Source organism: Thermocrinis jamiesonii, from assembly GCF_000702425.1.
GTDB classification, from domain to species: domain Bacteria; phylum Aquificota; class Aquificia; order Aquificales; family Aquificaceae; genus Thermocrinis; species Thermocrinis jamiesonii.
Genome location: NZ_JNIE01000002.1, coordinates 439,767 through 458,219 on the forward strand (window position 1 = coordinate 439,767; position 18,453 = coordinate 458,219).

22 protein-coding genes are annotated in these 18,453 nt (G+C 40.6%); 11 read left to right on the forward strand and 11 right to left on the reverse strand.

Annotated features, from left to right (window positions below):
* Entirely contained in the window at positions 1-258 is a 258-nt protein-coding gene (locus K217_RS0102430; protein WP_029551543.1) for a DUF4212 domain-containing protein, read from the reverse strand.
* Between the two features lie 200 nt (positions 259-458).
* Here K217_RS0102430 and acs point away from each other — a divergent pair, with 200 nt between their 5' ends.
* Both acs and K217_RS0102445 read left to right on the forward strand, forming a co-directional pair.
* On the forward strand, positions 459-2,354 hold the full coding sequence (acs, locus tag K217_RS0102440; RefSeq protein ID WP_029551544.1) for an acetate--CoA ligase: 1,896 nt from the start codon (positions 459-461) through the stop codon (positions 2,352-2,354).
* Positions 2,355-2,362: 8 nt separating this feature from the next.
* The gene (locus K217_RS0102445; protein WP_038028063.1) at positions 2,363-2,761 is read left to right on the forward strand and encodes a septal ring lytic transglycosylase RlpA family protein; all 399 of its coding nucleotides are present in this window, start codon (positions 2,363-2,365) and stop codon (positions 2,759-2,761) included.
* Here the strand turns inward: K217_RS0102445 and K217_RS0102450 are convergent.
* The 6 genes from K217_RS0102450 to purN are packed head-to-tail and all read right to left on the reverse strand — an operon-like array spanning position 2,745 to position 8,549.
* Positions 2,745-3,545: a radical SAM protein gene (locus K217_RS0102450; protein WP_029551546.1), complete on the reverse strand. Its 801-nt coding sequence runs from the start codon at positions 3,543-3,545 to the stop codon at positions 2,745-2,747. The genes K217_RS0102445 and K217_RS0102450 overlap by 17 nt on opposite strands.
* The gene (locus tag K217_RS0102455) at positions 3,517-4,383 is read right to left on the reverse strand and encodes a PSP1 domain-containing protein (RefSeq protein WP_029551547.1); all 867 of its coding nucleotides are present in this window, start codon (positions 4,381-4,383) and stop codon (positions 3,517-3,519) included. The genes K217_RS0102450 and K217_RS0102455 overlap by 29 nt, the downstream gene beginning before the upstream one ends.
* Positions 4,331-5,302, reverse strand: coding sequence for a DNA polymerase III subunit delta' (locus K217_RS0102460; RefSeq protein WP_081820017.1), 972 nt, complete (start codon positions 5,300-5,302; stop codon positions 4,331-4,333). The genes K217_RS0102455 and K217_RS0102460 overlap by 53 nt, the downstream gene beginning before the upstream one ends.
* Positions 5,299-5,859, reverse strand: coding sequence for a GTP cyclohydrolase I FolE (folE, locus tag K217_RS0102465; RefSeq protein ID WP_029551549.1), 561 nt, complete (start codon positions 5,857-5,859; stop codon positions 5,299-5,301). Before folE ends, K217_RS0102460 begins: the two co-directional genes overlap by 4 nt.
* Positions 5,850-7,838: a transketolase gene (gene tkt / locus K217_RS0102470; RefSeq protein WP_029551550.1), complete on the reverse strand. Its 1,989-nt coding sequence runs from the start codon at positions 7,836-7,838 to the stop codon at positions 5,850-5,852. The genes folE and tkt overlap by 10 nt, the downstream gene beginning before the upstream one ends.
* A gap of 57 nt (positions 7,839-7,895) precedes the next feature.
* The gene (purN, locus tag K217_RS0102475) at positions 7,896-8,549 is read right to left on the reverse strand and encodes a phosphoribosylglycinamide formyltransferase (protein WP_029551551.1); all 654 of its coding nucleotides are present in this window, start codon (positions 8,547-8,549) and stop codon (positions 7,896-7,898) included.
* A 48-nt stretch (positions 8,550-8,597) separates the two neighbouring features.
* Between purN and dxr the strand changes: the two genes are divergently transcribed.
* Both dxr and K217_RS0102485 read left to right on the forward strand, forming a co-directional pair.
* Positions 8,598-9,734 (forward strand): 1-deoxy-D-xylulose-5-phosphate reductoisomerase, encoded by a 1,137-nt coding sequence (dxr, locus tag K217_RS0102480; protein WP_029551552.1) that lies wholly within the window; start codon positions 8,598-8,600, stop codon positions 9,732-9,734.
* Positions 9,731-11,470: an ABC transporter substrate-binding protein gene (locus K217_RS0102485; protein ID WP_029551553.1), complete on the forward strand. Its 1,740-nt coding sequence runs from the start codon at positions 9,731-9,733 to the stop codon at positions 11,468-11,470. Before dxr ends, K217_RS0102485 begins: the two co-directional genes overlap by 4 nt.
* Here the strand turns inward: K217_RS0102485 and K217_RS0102490 are convergent.
* Genes K217_RS0102490 through K217_RS0102500 form a run of 3 tightly spaced genes read right to left on the reverse strand, consistent with a single transcriptional unit; the run spans position 11,463 to position 14,721 of the window.
* A complete protein-coding gene (locus tag K217_RS0102490; RefSeq protein ID WP_029551554.1) occupies positions 11,463-12,791 on the reverse strand; it encodes a response regulator transcription factor in 1,329 nt (442 codons plus the stop codon). The two genes, K217_RS0102485 and K217_RS0102490, sit on opposite strands and share 8 nt — an antisense overlap.
* Positions 12,788-13,396 (reverse strand): hypothetical protein, encoded by a 609-nt coding sequence (locus K217_RS0102495; protein ID WP_029551555.1) that lies wholly within the window; start codon positions 13,394-13,396, stop codon positions 12,788-12,790. Before K217_RS0102495 ends, K217_RS0102490 begins: the two co-directional genes overlap by 4 nt.
* Before the next feature lie 2 nt (positions 13,397-13,398).
* Entirely contained in the window at positions 13,399-14,721 is a 1,323-nt protein-coding gene (locus K217_RS0102500) for a TldD/PmbA family protein (RefSeq protein ID WP_029551556.1), read from the reverse strand.
* 25 nt (positions 14,722-14,746) lie between these two features.
* Between K217_RS0102500 and K217_RS0102505 the strand changes: the two genes are divergently transcribed.
* The 6 genes from K217_RS0102505 to K217_RS0102530 are packed head-to-tail and all read left to right on the forward strand — an operon-like array spanning position 14,747 to position 17,320.
* A complete protein-coding gene (locus K217_RS0102505) occupies positions 14,747-15,211 on the forward strand; it encodes a flagellar basal body-associated FliL family protein (RefSeq protein ID WP_029551557.1) in 465 nt (154 codons plus the stop codon).
* The gene (locus K217_RS0102510; protein ID WP_029551558.1) at positions 15,211-15,477 is read left to right on the forward strand and encodes a hypothetical protein; all 267 of its coding nucleotides are present in this window, start codon (positions 15,211-15,213) and stop codon (positions 15,475-15,477) included. The genes K217_RS0102505 and K217_RS0102510 overlap by 1 nt, the downstream gene beginning before the upstream one ends.
* Positions 15,446-16,192 (forward strand): flagellar type III secretion system pore protein FliP, encoded by a 747-nt coding sequence (gene fliP, locus K217_RS0102515; RefSeq protein WP_029551559.1) that lies wholly within the window; start codon positions 15,446-15,448, stop codon positions 16,190-16,192. Before K217_RS0102510 ends, fliP begins: the two co-directional genes overlap by 32 nt.
* On the forward strand, positions 16,189-16,458 hold the full coding sequence (gene fliQ, locus K217_RS0102520) for a flagellar biosynthesis protein FliQ (protein ID WP_029551560.1): 270 nt from the start codon (positions 16,189-16,191) through the stop codon (positions 16,456-16,458). Before fliP ends, fliQ begins: the two co-directional genes overlap by 4 nt.
* A gap of 38 nt (positions 16,459-16,496) precedes the next feature.
* Complete coding sequence (locus tag K217_RS0102525; RefSeq protein ID WP_029551561.1) at positions 16,497-16,889, forward strand: PA2779 family protein; 393 nt, start codon at positions 16,497-16,499, stop codon at positions 16,887-16,889.
* The gene (locus K217_RS0102530) at positions 16,889-17,320 is read left to right on the forward strand and encodes a C39 family peptidase (protein WP_029551562.1); all 432 of its coding nucleotides are present in this window, start codon (positions 16,889-16,891) and stop codon (positions 17,318-17,320) included. Before K217_RS0102525 ends, K217_RS0102530 begins: the two co-directional genes overlap by 1 nt.
* Here the strand turns inward: K217_RS0102530 and purC are convergent.
* Positions 17,311-18,009, reverse strand: coding sequence for a phosphoribosylaminoimidazolesuccinocarboxamide synthase (gene purC / locus K217_RS0102535; protein WP_029551563.1), 699 nt, complete (start codon positions 18,007-18,009; stop codon positions 17,311-17,313). The genes K217_RS0102530 and purC overlap by 10 nt on opposite strands.
* Positions 18,010-18,052: 43 nt before the next feature.
* On the opposite strand from purC, the gene K217_RS0102540 reads away from it, so the two are divergent.
* Positions 18,053-18,451, forward strand: coding sequence for a hypothetical protein (locus K217_RS0102540; RefSeq protein ID WP_155991101.1), 399 nt, complete (start codon positions 18,053-18,055; stop codon positions 18,449-18,451).
* Positions 18,452-18,453 lie beyond the last annotated feature (2 nt).

Sequence of the window (18,453 nt, forward strand, 5' to 3'; positions counted from 1 at the left end):
TCACTCCTCCTCTACACCGTATTTTTTATCAATTTCATTCATCTTCTTGGAGTAAAAAATGATAAGTAGTAGAAATACTATCAGTGAACCCTGAGCGCCCATATAATAACCCAAGGGAAAACCAAAAATAACTATCTTGTTAAGCCAACCAGATATAAGAGCGGCTCCATAGGAGACCAAAGCCCAAATAACAAGAACTAAATACATAAGATTGCGGTTTTCCCGCCAATAGCTTTGCAATTGCTCTTTTGATAGCATGCTACCACCTCCTTTTTATAAGTTTTTGATTTATTTAGTTTATCAATTTTTGGAATATAGTCAAGTTTATAAGGTTATTTGCATAATTTTAATTTCAAAAATATACGATTTTAATCATACACTTTTGAATTTTGCAAGCAAAGGGGTAGTTTTTCTAAAAAATCTTTTATAATTTTTAAACAAAAAACAGGAGGTTTAACATGGAGGCAAAAGATGAAGTTCTCCTAAAGGTGGAGGGTAAATACTACCCACCCAAGCAAATTGTAGATAGGGCTTGGATCAAGGACTATGAAAGCCTATACCAAGAGTCAATAAGGGACAGAGAGGGTTTTTGGGCCAAGGTGGCAGAAGAGCTTCATTGGTTTAAAAAATGGGACAAGGTTTTGGATTGGCAGTTTCCTTACGCCCAGTGGTTCGTAGGAGCTCAGACAAATATTACCTACAACTGTTTGGACAGGCACATAAACAATGGCAGAAGGAACAAAGTAGCCTACATATGGCTTGACGAGGAAAACAACGAAAAGAAAATAACCTATGGGGAACTCTTAGAACTGGTTAGCAGAATAGCTAACGGTCTAAAATCTTTGGGTGTAAAGAAAGGAGACAGAGTTTCTATATACATGCCAAATACCATAGAAGCTATTGCGTGTATGTTGGCTTGTGCAAGGATCGGTGCAATTCACAGTGTAGTGTTTGCAGGTTTTAGTGAGGGGGCACTAAGAACAAGGATAGAAGATGCAAAGGCAAAGGTAGTTATAACCGCTACATATACCAAAAGGAGGGGCAAAAAGATAGACCTACTTTCAACCACCTTAAGAGCCATAGATGGACTTTCTTTTGTGGATAAGGTGGTAGTTTGGGACAGAGATGGGGATGTGTTGAACGGAGAGAATCCACTTTTGGTGAGCTTAGATAAGCTTATAAAGGAATCTTCTCCTGTTTGCGAGCCCGAGGTTATGGACGCAGAGGACCCTCTTTTCATCCTCTACACTTCCGGAACTACTGGAAAGCCAAAGGGTGTTCTTCATACCACCGGTGGTTATATGGTGGGAACTTACTATACCACAAAGATAAACTTTGACGCTCATGAAGATGATATCTACTGGTGCACCGCGGATATTGGATGGATCACAGGACACTCCTACATAGTTTATGGACCCCTTACCAACGGGCTAACTTCCTTAGTAGTGGAAGGGGCACCAGATTATCCAGACCCAGGCAGATGGTGGAGCTATGTGGAAAGGTATAGGGTTAATACCTTTTACACTGCACCAACCGCTATAAGGATGTTTATGAGATACGGAGAGGAGTGGCCTGCCAAATACGACCTTTCTTCTTTAAGAATCTTGGGCAGTGTAGGAGAACCCATAAATCCGGAAGCTTGGGAGTGGTATTACAAAAACATAGGAAGGGAGAAATGCGTAATAGTGGATACTTGGTGGCAAACGGAAACAGGCGCACATATGATAACCACCATCCCATCCTATCCTGCAAAGCCTGGAAAGGCAGGAAAGCCCTTCTTTACCATAGAACCAGCGGTGGTAGATAATCAAGGAAACCCTCTTCCACCTAACACAGTAGGAAACTTGGTGATAAAAAGCCCTTGGCCCTCTATGCTTAGAACTTGTTGGGGAGAGCCAGAAAGGTATGAAAAATACTGGACTGCTATTCCCGGAAATGTATACTTCACTGGAGACTTGGCAACTTACGACGAAGAAGGTTACATAATGATCCTCGGAAGGGCAGATGATGTGCTAAACGTAGCAGGACACAGGATAGGGACCATGGAGGTTGAATCTGCTTTGGTGGATCACCCTGCGGTTGCGGAGGCAGCAGTCATAGGAAAACCCCACGAAATAAAGGGAGAATCTATAAAAGCTTTTGTGATCCTAAAGAAAGGTGTAGAACCCTCCGATAGACTAAAGGAAGACATAAAACAACACGTAAGACAGGTGCTTGGTGCCATTGCGGTGCCCGATGAAATAGAGTTCGTGGAAAAACTCCCTAAAACAAGAAGCGGGAAGATAATGAGAAGGGTTCTAAAAGCGCAAGAGCTTGGTTTGCCAGTAGGTGATGTGTCCACGCTGGAAGACTGATTAAGTGTATGTGGGCATTGAGCTTTTTGCTGGCAATAGGCTTTGTTATGGCTGATGAATGTAAGGTGCTGGGAGGGTATGCTTCTTGGTATGGAGGTAAGTTTCATGGAAGAAAAACATCCAGCGGTGAGGCATTTGACAAATATAAGTATACCGCTGCATCAAAACACTTTAAAATGCATTCCTACGTGCTGGTCAGAAATCTTGAAAACGGCAAGGAAGTGGTGGTCAGGATAAACGACAAAGGGCCTTACAAAAAAGGGAGAATAATAGACCTTTCAAAATCTGCGGCGGAAAAACTTGGGATGCTCACAAAGGGCGTGGTTAAGGTCCAAGTTTTACCCCTTGCTTGTGCTGCAAAGGAAGACACAGAGGAGATAATCGCAGACCTCATGAAGACCGATTGACCATCAGAGTTCCACACCCTCCCAGCTTATCCTTCCTGTACCTCGTAGATAGCGTAACTCTTATGTTCTGAGATTTTAAAATCAGAAAACATCTTTCGTATTCTTCCGATGACATTTGGGCATATTGGGGATTGGTAGAGTTGTAATAAAGCAAAACCGCATTTACTCCTAAGGTCTTTACGAGTTTTGCAAATTCTAAAAGCTCTTCCTGGGAGTCATTTACACCCTTTAAAAGCAAGTAAGCCAGGCTAATCTTTTTTCTTTTACGCTTGCTTAAAGTTTTCAGATGGGTTTCCAAGGTTTCTAAAAGATCTTTGAGGCTTCCTGCGTGTGGCAGTAAGTGCTTTCTTTTTTTCTCGTCCAACGTATGGATGGATACAGTTATGCCGTTGTGCGGAAGGTCTAAAAGGCTTAAAAGCTTGTCTGTTGGAAAGCCTGTAGTGTAAAAGGAAACCTTCAGGCCTTCCCTTTTGAACATCCAAAAGGCCCTTTCTACGTTTTGATAGTTCATAAGAGGCTCACCTATTCCTGCAACCGCTATTCTTTTTATGGGAAGCTTATCCTTTAGCAGTCTGTATTGGGAATAAATCTCCTCATCGCTGAGGTTTCTAAAAAGTCCCTTTGAGCCAGAAAGACAAAAGGGACAACCTATGGCACAACCTACCTGAGAAGAAACACAAAGGGTGTCTCCTCTATAAAAGACTGCCTCCACTCTTAAGCGGTCTTCCAACTCAAAAAGGTAAAGGCGGTTTAACTCACTCCTGATTTCCTGTAAAAGCCTCATGCTCTACGTTTATTTTTCTGCAACAAGTGGGACAATTTTTGCAGTGTTCCAAAGCCTTTTTATAACCAAAGGGCAAAAGTTCCTCTAATGGTACATGAACTTTTTTGCCCTCAGCCTCTAATACTGCATACCCTTGAAGAGGTTCCACAAAAACAAGGTTAAACTCTTTACCTTGATAACAAAGAGGTGTTCCAATCTCCGGCAGGATCTCCTTTATTAAATAGTTCTCCCTTTCGTATACCAAACAGCACAAAAGCCTTCCACATGGACCTGTAAACTTGGAAGGGGAGAGGGGGAGGTTTTGGGTATGTATGTCATAGACATAGACGGATTCAAACTGTTCTATAAATTTTGCACAGCAAACTTCATTACCACAGTTCCCAATCCAACCCATCATCTGAACCGCATCCCTTACTCCCACTTGGCGCATCTCTATGCGCTTCTTTATTACCCTTGCAAGATCCCTTACCAAAGCCCTAAAATCAACCCTCTGTTCTGCGGTGTAATAAAAGAAAACCTTAGAACTATCAAGTGGTATGTATGTTTTCAAAAGCTTCATACCGAGGTTGTATTGCTTGATTTTATTTTTGCACAATTCATGCAATTCTTGCGCTTTTTTTTCGTTTTCCTCTAATTTAGCTATGTCCTCTTGGTTGGCTTTCCTTATAAAATACACGCTTGAGGGCGAACTTTCCTTTGAATAACCCAAAACTTCTACAATTTCCTCACCCTTTTCTGAATTAACCACTATAAGGTCCGACTTATTCAATCTTTCACTAACGCCATTAACTTGCGTAATCTTCCTCGTATCCTTGAAGCGAGCCTTTATGTAAAGCAAGGTTTTCACCTCCTTCTAAGTAAATGTAAAACATCAGCAGTGCAAGGTTCAATCCTCTTCCCAAATACTCCATAGTAGAGTAAAGTCTATCCAATATTAGTTTATAACTTTCGTTTTTTTCTGCTAAATACTTTTTGTGCACAAAGTGAGCCAAAATTCTGAGAAATAACCTTTGATCTTCTTCGTCTAGATCTTCCAGTTTGTTCGCTATATTGTACACAGTTAGCACGTCTCCCTTTAAAAAACTTAACGCATTTTCTATAAGATCTTTCTTTTCTTTTATCTGATTTAAGAGCTTTAGGCTTCCGTCTGCAAGCTCTAAAAGTGTGGGATCATTTATTCCTGTTTTTTTGGCTAACTCTTCTGTTGTCAAAGGAGGAACCTCCAGCAGAAAACACCTTGATTTTATAGTTGGTAGGATCTTGTATAGGTTATTGCTAACTAACATAAAGAAAGTATCTTCCGGTGGCTCTTCTAACACTTTAAGCAAGGCGTTCTGTGCGTAAGGATTCATAGTTTGTGCATCCTGAATTAGTATTACCTTTCTATCAGAAAGGGCTGGTCTAATATAGACAAAATCCTTTACTGCTCTTATTTGATCTACCTTTATTTCGGTTTTTTCGGGTTTGACGCATATAAAGTCCGGATGGTCTCCTTGAAGATAAACAAAGACCTCCTTACCGGAGGAAGATTCTCCAAAAACTTTCAGCTTTTCCTCAGGTATTAAAAAAAAGTCCTTGATCAGTTTGCAGGAATGGCAGTTATCGCAGGCTGGATATTGTTTTTTTAAGCACAGCATAGCTTTGGCAAGTTCAAAGGCCATTTCCCTTTTGCCCACACCTTCTTTGCCATAAAAGAGAATGGCCTGAGGTATGCGCCCTTGCCTATACATCTTTTCCAAAAAAAGCTTTACTTTCATGATCTAGCCTTTGCTATCAATTTTAAGAATTCCTCCCTTGTCCGTATATCCGATAGGAAAACACCCCTCAAGGCTGAAGTCGTTGTTATATGACCAGGAGACATTACCCCTCTCATGGACATACAAAGATGCTCCATCTCCAAGACAACCGCCACACCCTTAGGTTTTAGCTGTTCCATAAGAAAGTCTGCAATTTGATTTGTAAGCCTTTCTTGAACCTGTGGCCTGAGGGCAAAGGCTCTGACGCTCCTTACTAACTTAGACAATCCACAAACTATGCCATCAGGTATATAGGCTATGTGGGCTTTTCCGAAAAAAGGCAAAAGATGATGCTCACAAAGGCTGTATATGTTTATGTCTTTTACCAAAACCATCTCGTTGTAATCTCCAAACTCCTCAAAAAGCTTAAAGTCAAAGTTTCTTTGTCTGTCAAACTCTTCCCACATGCGTGCTACTCTGCTGGGCGTTTCCCTTAAGCCTTCTCTGTCCGGATCTTCTCCTATGCCCTCCAAAAACAGCCTTATGGCTCTTTCTATCTTTTCTTTATCTATAGCCATTCCTTTATCCTCCTTGCTATGTGCTCTGCGGTAAAGCCAAAGTGCTCCATAAGTTTTTCTCCTGGCGCAGACTTGCCAAACTCTTCCATACTTATTATTAATCCATCCATTCCCACAAATTTATGCCAAAGTAGTCCTCTTCCCGCTTCCACTGCTACCCTCTTTTTTACCTCCCGCATAAGGACTTTCCTTTTATACTCCTGCGGTTGGTTTTCAAAGAGCTCAAAGGAAAACACATTCACCACGCTAACCTTTATACCTTCCTCTTCCAAGATCTCCTTAGCCCTTAGAGCGGGATGCACCTCAGAACCAGAGGCAAAAATTATCACCTGAGTTTCTTCTCCTTCGTCCGCCAGCAGATAGGCACCTTTTAGACATTCCCAATGGGAAGCATACTTTTGCCTATCTATGAGAGGGACTTTTTGTCTTGTTAAAACAATGGCTGTAGGTCCTTCTTTCCTCTCTATTGCTATATGCCAAGCTATGGAAACTTCATTGGCATCTGCCGGTCTGAGAACAAAAAGGTTGGGAATGAGTCTAAGGGAGGAAAGCTGTTCTATTGGCTGATGGGTTGGTCCATCCTCTCCTAAGCCTATGGAGTCGTGAGTGAAAATGTATATTACCTGTAGCTTAGAAAGGGACGCCATCCTTATGGCAGGTCTCATGTAGTCAGAAAATACCAAAAAGGTTCCGCCGTAAGGTAGAATGCCTCCATGATAAGCCATACCGTTCAGAATAGTTCCCATAGCGTGTTCTCTAACACCAAAGTGTATATTTCTACCGTTGGGAAAATCTCCTTCTCCGTGGATGTAAGTGTTGTTGGACTCAGAAAGGTCTGCAGAACCTCCAAAGAGGGTAGGAATGGTTTTACAGATTTGAGCTAAAACCTTTCCACTTGCTTGCCTTGTAGCCATAGGCTCTTTAAATTCTGGAAGGACCTTTTTGTAATCCTGTCCCCAGTCCCTTCTGAAAATCCTTTGCAAAAGCTCTGCCTCTTCTGGATACCTTTTGGCATACTCTTGGAACATCTCCTGCCATTGTCTTTCTAAAAGCTCTCCCTTCTTTATTTTTTCAGACCTGTAAGCCCAAACATCCTCCGGCACAAAGAACTCCTCTTGCGCCCATCCAAAGTTCTTTTTTGTTTGTAAGGCAAGATCTTTGCCTAAGGGGGCACCGTGGGCGCTGGCATCATCTTGCTTGGGACTACCGTAAGCCAAGTGGGTTTTTACCGATATAAAGGACGGTTTTTCTTTTTGCTCCAAAGCATTCTTTATTGCTTTTTCCAGTTTTTCCAAGTCATAGCCATCTTCCACCTCCTGCACAAACCAACCAAAGGCATCAAATCTTTTTAGAACGTCCTCTGACCAAGCTAAGGAGGTGGGCCCGTCTATGGAAACCCCGTTGTTGTCCCAGATGACTACGAGCTTGTTTAGTTTCCAATGTCCTGCCAGCTGGGCAACTTCACAGGATACTCCTTCCATAAGGTCTCCATCGCTCACTAAGGCAAAGGTATAGTGGTCTATTATGGGGAAACCCTCTCTGTTAAACTTGTCCGAAAGAAACTTCTCTGCAAGAGCCATTCCCACCGCATTGCCTATGCCCTGTCCCAAAGGTCCAGTAGTTGCCTCCACGCCGGGAGTTAAAAAGCTTTCTGGGTGTCCGGGTGTTTTGCTGTTTAGTTGCCTGAACTGTTTTAGGTCCTCAAGCTCCAAATCGTATCCCATAACAAAAAGAATGGAGTATAGCATTGCGCTGGCATGACCCGCAGAAAGCACAAACCTATCCCTGTTTATCCAGCTTGGATTTTTGGGATTAAACCTGAGAAACCTATCGTAGATCAAATATGGAATATGGCTCGCACCCAGTGGCATCCCCGGATGCCCAGACTTTGCCCTTTCCACTTGATCAAGACTCAAAAACCTTACCGTGTTTATAATCAACAGGTCTTTTTCTGTAGCGTTCTTAAACCATGTTCCCATAATTGAAAATATTATAAGATTCTGGGGTGAGAGCGCTTTTCAAAATCTCTATTTAATTTACCAAAAAAAATCTTCCAACATAGGATTTACTGGAAGAGTGCCATATACCGCTCCTTCCACTATTACCTTCCTGCCTTCTACCTTTACTCGCCCTTCCGAGATCCACTTTACTGCCTGAGGGAGGATCCTGTGTTCAAACTTGAGGATCTTCTCTGAAAGGCTTTCCTCTGTGTCCTCTGGCAATATTGGAACACAGGCTTGGATTATAACTGGCCCATTGTCAAGCTCCTCTGAAACAAAATGAACAGTACAGCCAGTAATTTTTGCTCCATATTCTATGGCTTGCCTTTGGGCGTTTAACCCCTGAAAGGCTGGGATCAGTGAAGGATGGATGTTTATAACCTTCATGGGAAAAGCGCTTAAAAACTCCTCAGAAAGAATTCTCATAAACCCCGCCAGGACTACCAGCTCCACTTCCCTCTCCTTTAAAAGCCTTACCATTTCCCTTTCAAAGTCCCTTTTAGTTGGGAAGTTCTTTCTCAAAACCACCTCATAGGGTATTTGGTGTTTTTTGCACCTCTCTATGGCATAAGCGTTGGGATTGTCTGAAATGACAAGGGCTATGTTCCCTTTTATCTTTCCCAACTGGTATGCATCTATAAGCGCCTGAAGATTACTACCTCTACCTGAAACCAAAACACCTATTTTCATACCGTTTTTATTATAATCATGCGCCTTTGTTATAATTTACAACGACCAATGATAAAGCTGGGCATAATTGGTTCTACTGGGTCAGTGGGAAGTCAAACCCTTGATGTAATTAGGGCTTACAGGAACGAGTTTGAATTGGTAGGTATTGTAGCAAAGAGGGCATCTGAAAAGCTTTTAGAACAAGCAAAAGAATTTAAGCCAAAGTTTGTTGTTTCCTATGAAGAACCTTCAAAGGATTGGCTCTTAAGTTTGCCCAAAGAATGTAAGTATCTAAAGCAAGAAGAGGGTCTTTTGGCTGTAATAGAGGAGTCGGAGAGAGTTTTAAATGCGGTAGCTGGCATAGATGGACTTTTACCCACTTTTTATACACTTTCTAAGGACAAAATCCTTCTTGCAAGTAACAAAGAATCCATAGTCTGTTTAGAAAGTTTGGTAAAAGAAAAGTCCGAAAAGGTTATACCGGTAGATAGCGAACATAACGCAATCTTTCAACTTCTTTCTATGGTAAAAAGGGAAGATATAACCAAGATCTATCTAACCGCTTCTGGAGGACCATTCAAGGACACACCTGTTGAAGAGCTATCAAAGGTAAAGCCAGAGCAAGCCCTTCGCCATCCAAGGTGGAACATGGGAAAAAAGATCACCGTAGATTCTGCAACGCTTATGAATAAAGGCATAGAACTTTTGGAAGCAAAGGTCCTTTTCAACATAGATCCAGACCTTATAGAGATAGTTATACATCCCCAAAGTGTGGTGCATGGTGCCATAAAGCTGAAGGATGGTAGTTTTATATTTCAAGTTTCCCAGACGGACATGAGAATACCCATAATGAACGCCCTTTTCTATCCAAAAAGACCTTTTAATCCTTTCAATCAGGCAGATATCCTTGAACTCTCTCCGATTACCTTTGAAAGGATAGATAGAAACAAGTTTGAGGCTATAGAGCTTTGTGAATGGGTCGCAAGAGTAGGTGGTGTTTATGTTCCAGTGCTTCTTGGTGCGGACGAAAGAGCTGTGGAGCTTTTCTTAGAAGAAAAGATAACTTTTGATGCAATTGTGCCTTTGATTAGAGAGGTGCTCTCCAGCGTAAGCATACAAGACCCGAAAACTTTGGAGGAGATAAAATACGCAGTGGAGTGGGGCTACAGAAAGGTAGATGAGCTTGTGTTAAAAAGGGTGCTATGAAGGAGGTTTTGTATGCAATCGTATTTTTGTTTATAGTATTTCTACCATTTCATATGCTCTCTTCTCCAAAAGGTCAAGCTATAAGCATGAAATTCTCCGATCCAAATACCTTTGAAACTTTGGTAGGCAAAGAGGGAGGGACGCTTTACTTTATTCTGAACGGCGATCCCAAAACCCTTAATCCAGTCTTAGCTCAAGAAACCACATCCACCGCAGTCATATCGGACGTCTTCAGCGGTCTAACTAAGATAAACCTCAAAACCATGGAATATGAACCGGACCTTGCGGAAAGTATAGAAGTTCTTGAAGGGGGAAGAAAGTATATAGTGAAACTGAAAAAAAACGTCAAGTGGAACGACGGAAAAGATTTTGACGCAGAGGATGTGATCTTTACCTACAAAAGCGTTTATCTTAACAAAGACATACCCAACTCCACCGCAGACATGCTAAGGGGTGTTTTAAAAGATGAAAAGGATGTGGAAAACTTTGTAAGGCTCATAGACAGATACACCGTTGAGTTCAACCTTCCAAAAGCTTTTGCACCCTTCCTTGGTGTTCTTTCTGCTCCAATCCTCCCAAAGCACAAGCTGGAAGTCTTTGTCAAAGAAGGTAGTTTCATGCAAGCCTGGAACGTAAATACAAAGCCAGAAGAGATAGTGGGGACAGGACCATACAGAATAAAAAGATACGTAAAAGGGCAATTGGTAGAATACGAAGCAAACCCTTACTATTATGAGAAGGACCCAGAGGGTAAAAGATTACCTTACATAAAAAGAAAGGTAGGATACATAGTCCAAGATCCGGACACCGCCCTGCTTATGTTCTCCACCGAAAAGGTAGATTACATAGGAGTTAGACCAACTGATCTGCTGACCCTATCCAAGCTAAGGAATACCACCCTGTTTGACCTTGGACCAACGCCATCTACAACCTTTTTAGTTTTTAATCAAAATCCGCAGGCGGACATAGCAAAGCATAAACTGGAATGGTTTAAAAACTCCGAATTCCGAAGGGCAGTATCCATGGCTATAGATAGATTTGGTATAAGCGTGCTTGTTTACAACGGATTGGCTCAGCCTCTGTATGGACCAATAACTCCTGCCAGCAAACCTTACTATACAGAAGAACTCTTTCCAGAAATCCCTTACGACCTAAGAAAGGCAAGGGAAATTCTTGAAAGCATTGGCTTTAAAGACAGGAACGGAGATGGATGGTTAGAGGACAAAAACGGAAACACTTTAGAGATCGTTCTTCTCACAAATGCGGGCAACAAAGAAAGGGAAGCTATGGGAAACATGATAAAGCAGGATTTAGAAAAGATAGGCATAAAGGTCCTATTCAGACCTATAGACTTCAACGCCTTAGTGCAAAGGCTAACCACACCACCCTATCAGTGGGAAGCGGTGATAATAGGTCTAACCGGTTCCTTAGACCCACACTTTGGTAGGAACGTGTGGCACTCTTCCGGAACTCTTCATATGTGGAATCCAAGACAGAAAAGCCCTGCTACCGATTGGGAAAAAAGGGTTGATGAACTCTTTGATTTAGCATCTTCCACTACAGACAAGGAAGAGAGAATAAAACTATACAGAGAAGCATACAAAATTATAGCCCAAGAACAACCGCTTATCTTCTTAGTTACTCCCAAAAGCATGCTTTCGGTTCGCAACAAGTTCGAAAATTTTTTCCCCACAGTTTGGGGACAATACAAGGAAGAATACATGTTTGTTAAGTAATCAGTTCTCTTAGCCTTTCTTGAAGAACCTTATAAGTTACCTCTTTGATTATAGCCTCTAAAGGAACAGACTTGATCAATTCAGTCAGCTTTTCTTCGACAGCCTGACGGATTGCCTCCCTGAGGATGTTTTCTTGAAGGGCAGATTCTATGGTCCTTCTTACTTCTTCTTTAATGGCAACTTCCAGACTTTCTGCGCTTATTTTTTCCCTCAAAGCGCTTTTAACGATTTCATCAATTGGGCCAATATCTGCTCTATATGTCGTTTCTTCTATTTTTTTACCTTCGATGGGAATGATCGCTTGGTTTTGGACAGATGAAACAGGCTCATATCCCTCCAGTGCAGAAGGAATTTCCTCCAATTGTATTTCTTCCTTTTCCCAAGGAGGTATAGTTTCTTCAAGGTTTTCTTCCACTGAGCTTACACTTTCTTCAACCTTCAATGTTTCGAAACTTTCCCATATCCTTTCCAGAGGTTCTGGCTCTTCTTCTTTAAGCACGGGACCCAAATCCGAAGTTAGCACCTCCATTATCTTCTGAGATATTTTTTCTGGACTATCTGCCCTAAGGACCGCATATTTTCTGGCAAGTGGGATATCTTCTACATCTATGCTAAACAACTCATCTACCAGAATTATAAATGGCTTAGAGGATAGGTTCGGATCCTTTGATAGTTCCATCAACCGTCTTTTAGCGGTGAGTCCAGATATGGCATCAAACACTACAAGATCCTGATCTTTTAAAACTTCCTCTAAATTCCTGAAAGATCTTACAGGATACACCTCTAAATCCTTAGGAAGTAAAGAAGTAATACTATCAATAAGCGTGCTATCAAAGGAGACTATGGATATTCTTCTCTTTGGCGCGATGGTCCTTTCTTGATTTAGCCATTGCTCCTGCAAAGGAGAAGGACCTTCTTCTATTAGCGTGTGCCTTTCAATCTCAAGTTCAGGAAGTAAAGGCAGGAGCATTTCTGTGCTTTCTTCTAAGGGTTTTTCAATAGCATCTAGGATCTTATTTACTGCATGTTCTCTTGTTATCAATAACTTCTTATCAGGCTTAAGATTTTTTTCGTTCACAGGGAAAAGATCATCCACCAATACTATAAATTTTGCGTCTTTAAACCTTTGCTCGTACATGTTATTTATGTCCTCTTCAGAAATTGCTCCAGAAATAGCATCGTAAATAATCACATCAAAATCCTGAGAAGTAAGGTTAAGGGCTTCTTCACCATTTCTAACATCTATTACTTCATGATCCTCTAATACCTTTTTTAGCTGCTTTGTCAGGTTTTTATCAAAGGACACTATCAAGATTTTCATTTTTGTGCCTCCATCTCTTTAAGTATATCATCAAGTATCTTTTTCGCCTCTTCACTGCTTTCCTGCGGTATTATTTTATGGGTTGCAAGGACCAATCTAAGTGCCTTTAACTTGTTTTCTAAGCTAGATTGATGCTCTTTCCTTCCTTGTTTTGCTACATAGACGGGCTTTTGAATGAGCATATAGAGAACACCTGTCAAGAAAAGTATTATTCCCGATAAGCTTATGCCTAAGGAGATAGGGTTTCTAATCAACTCTTCCACAAACTCACCAAGGTTGTATTTTTTGATATAAACAAACACTTCGTTGTTATAAAGGTCTTTCTTGGAATAGGACAGATATGCATTTGGGTCTATAGGTTTTTGCAAGACTCCACCAACTGTAAACACTTTTCCCTCTGAAGGTTTGAGTATAAAAAATCCTTGCTCAGGATAGTCTAATCTCTTTAGCTCTTCGCCTTTGAACACAGATAAGACAAAGCTTGCAAAATTTGTGCTTATCTTCTCCTGTTTTTTTGTTGCGTAAATTTCAAAGGAGGTATAAATTCCCCATCCAAAGAGAATAAAGCCCAAAAGCATAAGCACAAAAGATACAAGGTTTCTCATCTTTAGCTCCCAACTGTTATACCTTCAATCAGTAAAGAGGGCGAGCCAACATGCCCATACATTCTAAGATCATCTCCTAATCCAATCAATTTAGTCCAAAGGTCCATAACATTCCCCCCAATAACTACCCCTCTTACCGCTTTTTCCTTTTTACCCCTCTTTAAGATTATACCAGAAGCTCCTAAGGAAAAGTCTCCAGAAATTGGATCAACCGTGTGCAATCCCATAAGATCTAATACCAAAAAAGTCTCATCATATGCATTCAACAAATCGTCCAAAGAGTATGTTCCTTTTTCTATGTATAGGTTTCTTATTCCAGAGGTGGGCAAGCTTTTAAAACTGTTCCTTACAGAATTTCCTGTAGGTTCCACACCACATTTAACCGCAGTATATAAACTATGCAAAAACCCCTTAAAAACCCCCTTCTCTATCACCAGATTTCTACGGGAAGGAATACCTTCTGCGTCTAACTCTAAGGATCCTAAACCGTTTTCTAACAAACCATCATCTATTATGGTTAGCATTGGACTTCCTACTGTCGTATTTTCCTTACCTTTGAGCATAGTCTTATCCTTTACCAATGAATCTCCAAGAAACATGGGGCTGAAAGCTTCCAAAAGTAAAGCAGCCGAGTCTCTAAAGAATACCACAGGGATTACTTTTGTTTCGTAAGAGGACGCTCCAAGCTGAGAAACCGCCTTGAAGGAAACATCTTTTGCCATTTCTTCAAAGTCTATGTCCTTTATGAATCTTCCAGCTCTGTACTCGTAAGAGATTGTCTCCTCTCCATTCTCCACCGCCAAAGCAGACGTAAAACACGAAAAATAGGTAGTTTTGTAACTGTATTCAAGACCGTAAGAATTCAAACAATACACCTCCACCTTCAGCTCCTTTAGACTACTCTTTCTTGAACCAACTATCCTCCTGTCAAATCTCTTGGCTAATCTTTCAAGATTTATTAACATTTCTATCCTATCATCCACACTGATTGAGGTGCCTTCGCTATCGTAAATTGTCTTTAGCTCAATCTTTGATGGATTTTTGTTCAATACAAAGCCTTCATCCTTTGGAGTCAGTTCTAAGGATTCCACAGCCTTTTTCACACACTTTATTACGGAATCTTGAGATACTTCCGTCGTATAGGCAAAACCTTGCTTGAAATCTTTTATAACTCTAATACCTAAACCTAACTCTTTTGACTTAGAAAGATTTTCCGGTTGCTCATTTGAAGTTTCAACCAACAGCTTTTCTGTGCTTTCTAAATACACCTCATATTCGTATCCGCTCCCTAAGGCTGTCTCTACCCACTTTCTAAAGTTTTCCACAGAAAAAATTTTATAATAGATTTTGATGGCTGAAGAAAGAGTAGAGGAAAAGAAGGGAGGTAAAAAGAAAGTCTTACTTATTCTACCGGTTTTTGTATTGCTTTTAGCTGGTGCTGGGGCTTACGTGTTTTTGTTCAAAAAATTAGACAAAGGGAAGGAGGATAAGGTTGGTTTATCTCAAGTAGGCGTTATGTATGATTTAGGCGCATTTACGGTAAATCTTGCGGACACCAATACAGATGCGTATGCAAGGATAGCAATAACCTTAGAGTTATCCAATGAAAAGGTAAGACAGGAGGTAGATAAGAGATTACCTATTATTAAGGATACAGTAATAGATGTGATCAGCAGTAAAACTTCAGATTTTGTGAAAACTCCAGAGGGTAGAGAATCTCTGAGGTTTGAACTCATAAAAAGGTTAAACATAATACTGGTAGAAGGTGGCGTCAGGAATATATACTTTACTGAATTTGTTGTTCAGACTTCGTAATGGACTTACTCTATAGCTTTTTAAAGGTCCTTTTGTCGCTGGCAATAGTAATAGTTATTATCCTGATAGTCTTACCCTATACTCATCAGCTACTGCTTAAGCTTAGCCTGAAAGGAAGGTCAAAAGGTCAGGTAAAGATTATAAGCATACAACCTCTCCTAAGGGGTGCCTTCATAGTGGAATTAGAGATAAAAGGGATTTATATAGTTATTCTTGTTACTGAAAGAGGGGCAGATGTTATACACAGGGATAGTGCTAATACTTAGCCTTTTGTTAGGGGACGTAAGCCATGCTCAGAATCAGCTGTTGCCAAATGTAGAGATAAAGGTAGGCACCGGGCAATTAGACACATCCATAAGACTTTTAATCCTTCTGACTATTCTCTCACTTGCCCCATCCATTCTTATAATGACCACATCTTTTGTGAGAATAGTGATAGTGCTATCTTTAATAAGGCAAGCCTTAGGTGTTCCCACAGTTCCACCAAATCAGGTGATAGTATCCCTTGCCTTATTTTTAACCTTCTTTGTTATGAAACCTGTCTTTGAAAGGATCAACCAAGAAGCTTTACAACCTCTACTTAGGAACGAAATAACTGACCAAGTGTTTTTTGAGAGAACATCCCTAATCTTAAAAGAGTTTATGGCCAAGCATACAAAAAAAGAAAGCCTCAAGGTTTTGTTAGACATATCTGATATGAAAGAGGAAGAAAAAAAGAACATCAAGTCATACCAAGATATACCCCTAAGTGTGCTAATACCTGCCTTTATGATAAGTGAAATAAGTATAGCCTTTCAGATAGTTTTTTTGCTTTATTTACCCTTTCTTATAATAGACCTCGTAGTGGCTTCTATACTTATATCTATGGGTATTCTTATGATACCACCCCAAATCATATCCTTACCCTTTAAGCTCATGCTTTTCGTTCTTGCCAACGGTTGGGAACTTGTTATACTTTCTTTGGTAAGGAGCTACCAATGAGCCCTGATCTTATTCTGTCTATGGGACAGAGAATGTTAGAAATGGCTTTTATACTAGCTGCTCCAGTCCTGCTTGTGACTTTTTTAGTGGGTTTAGTCATTAGCATACTTCAGTCCGCTACTCAAATACAAGAGATGACCCTCAGTTACATTCCAAAGCTAATAGCAGCTTACATTACGGTTCTCGTTCTTGGTGCGTGGATGTTGAATAAGCTTTTAGATTTTACCAGAGAGCTTATTGTAAACATACCCGTCTGGTTGAAATGAAAAACTGTCCAAATATAATAAAAGTAGGAGGTGGGAAAATGTGGAAAAAACTTAGGAATCCTATCTTAGCCATTGGCCTAGCTTGTTGGCTTTTATTCTTGAACTCTGTTCCCGCAGTGGGTGGTCTTGTAGAGTCTAAGCCAGCGACGGAGGAGATAAAGAATATAAATAGGGAAGAGGAGATTAAAAAGATCCAAAGGGCTTTGGAGTCTAAGATAGTTCAAGAAAAACTAAAGGCTTATGGGCTTAGCAAAGAGGAAGTGGAAAAAAAGCTTTCGGAGATGGACGATCAGCAGATCCACATGTTGGCAAAAGCTTCGGAGAAAGTTTTAGCCGGTGGAGACTTGGGCTTAGTGATAGGAGTTTTGCTCGTAGCCATACTTTTGGTGATCCTTCTGAAGCTCCTCAACAAGGAGATAATCATAAGGTAATACTTTCGGTTCCTTTTGTAAAACAGCGGGATCAGTTTTGTGGTCCCGCTTCCTTAAGCAGTGTTCTTAGCTATTACGGTCTTAGCATAGACCAAGACACCATAGCAAAGGATGTTTATATTCCCAAGTTGAAGGGAGCTTTGATTACGGACCTTGAAAACTACGCAAAAAAACTTGGCTTTAAAACGGAACTTTTTAAGGGAGATAAAAACACTTTGAAAAACTATATCAGCAAAGGGGTCCCGGTTATAATCCTGGTAGATTTTGGATTTCTGTTTGCAAGTGTGCCACACTATTTGGTGGTGTTTGGCTTTGACGAAATGGGCTTTTATGCTCACACCGGATACGAAGCTGAGAAGTTTTATTCCTTTGAGGAGTTGGACAGAATTTGGCGCAGGATGGGAAGGGTTGGATTGGCAATTTACCGCTGAATTTTCTCTAAGATTTTCCTGTATCCCTCCATCAGGTCTCCCAAGTCAAACCTGAACCTGTCTTTGTCTAACTTCTCTTTTGTTTTTGCATCCCAAAGCCTACAAGTGTCGGGTGATATTTCATCTATAACAGCTATACTTCCATCGGGCAGTATGCCAAATTCTAGCTTGAAATCAACCAGGATAAGACCACAGGAGTGGAAAAAGTCTTTTAATACCTCATTTACCTGAAGGGCTATCCTTTCCATCTCTTCTATTTGTTCTTCTGTAGCCAAAGAAAGCATCAAGGCATGGGACTTACAGATCAATGGATCATGAAGCTCGTCGTTTTTGTAAAAAAACTCCACCAAAGGTTTCTTAAGCTCTATACCTTCCGCAAGCCCAAGCCTTTTGCATATACTTCCTGCGGTTATGTTCCTAACCACCACCTCAAGCTCAAACCTCTTTGCCTTCCAAACGAGCATTTCTCTATCGGACAGTTTTTTTATGAAGTGGGTTTTTATGTTGTGCTTTTCAAGAAGTTCAAAAAGTATGCTGGATATGGTATTGTTTATAGCTCCCTTTCCTTCCACTTGAGCTTTTTTTGTTGCATCAAAAGCGGTGGCGCTATCTTTGAAAAAAACAATCAATTTTTGCTCGTCTTCCGAAGCATAAACTATCTTAGCTTTTCCTTCGTATAGTTTGTTCATAGTGTTATAATAACACAGCGGAGGGAGAGTTTTGCTGGGGTCTTTGATAAAGAGTTTGATTTTAGAGAGAAAGGAGTTTGAGGGGAGAAGGTTCTTGGGGATCTTCAATCAGAATCATCTAAGAATCCTTGAGGAGTATCTGAAAACAGACTTTGGCTCTCATAAAAGGAAAAGCAGACCTTTCGTAGGTTACTACTTTGGAAAATGGTTCTATGTATGTCTTTTGACAACGTTAGAAAGGGATCAAACTAAGAGAGTAGATCTAAATCTTTGCGATAAAAAAGGGTGTAATTTTAACTTCCAAAAAACGTCCTACATCTTTTATGACAGAAAAAATAAAGGCTTTTATCTGTATCAACTTCCAAAGGACCTTATAAAAGGGTATTCCTTTTGTGGTTATTGTAAAGATTTAGAACACATAGACAAACTGCAGGCGATATAAGC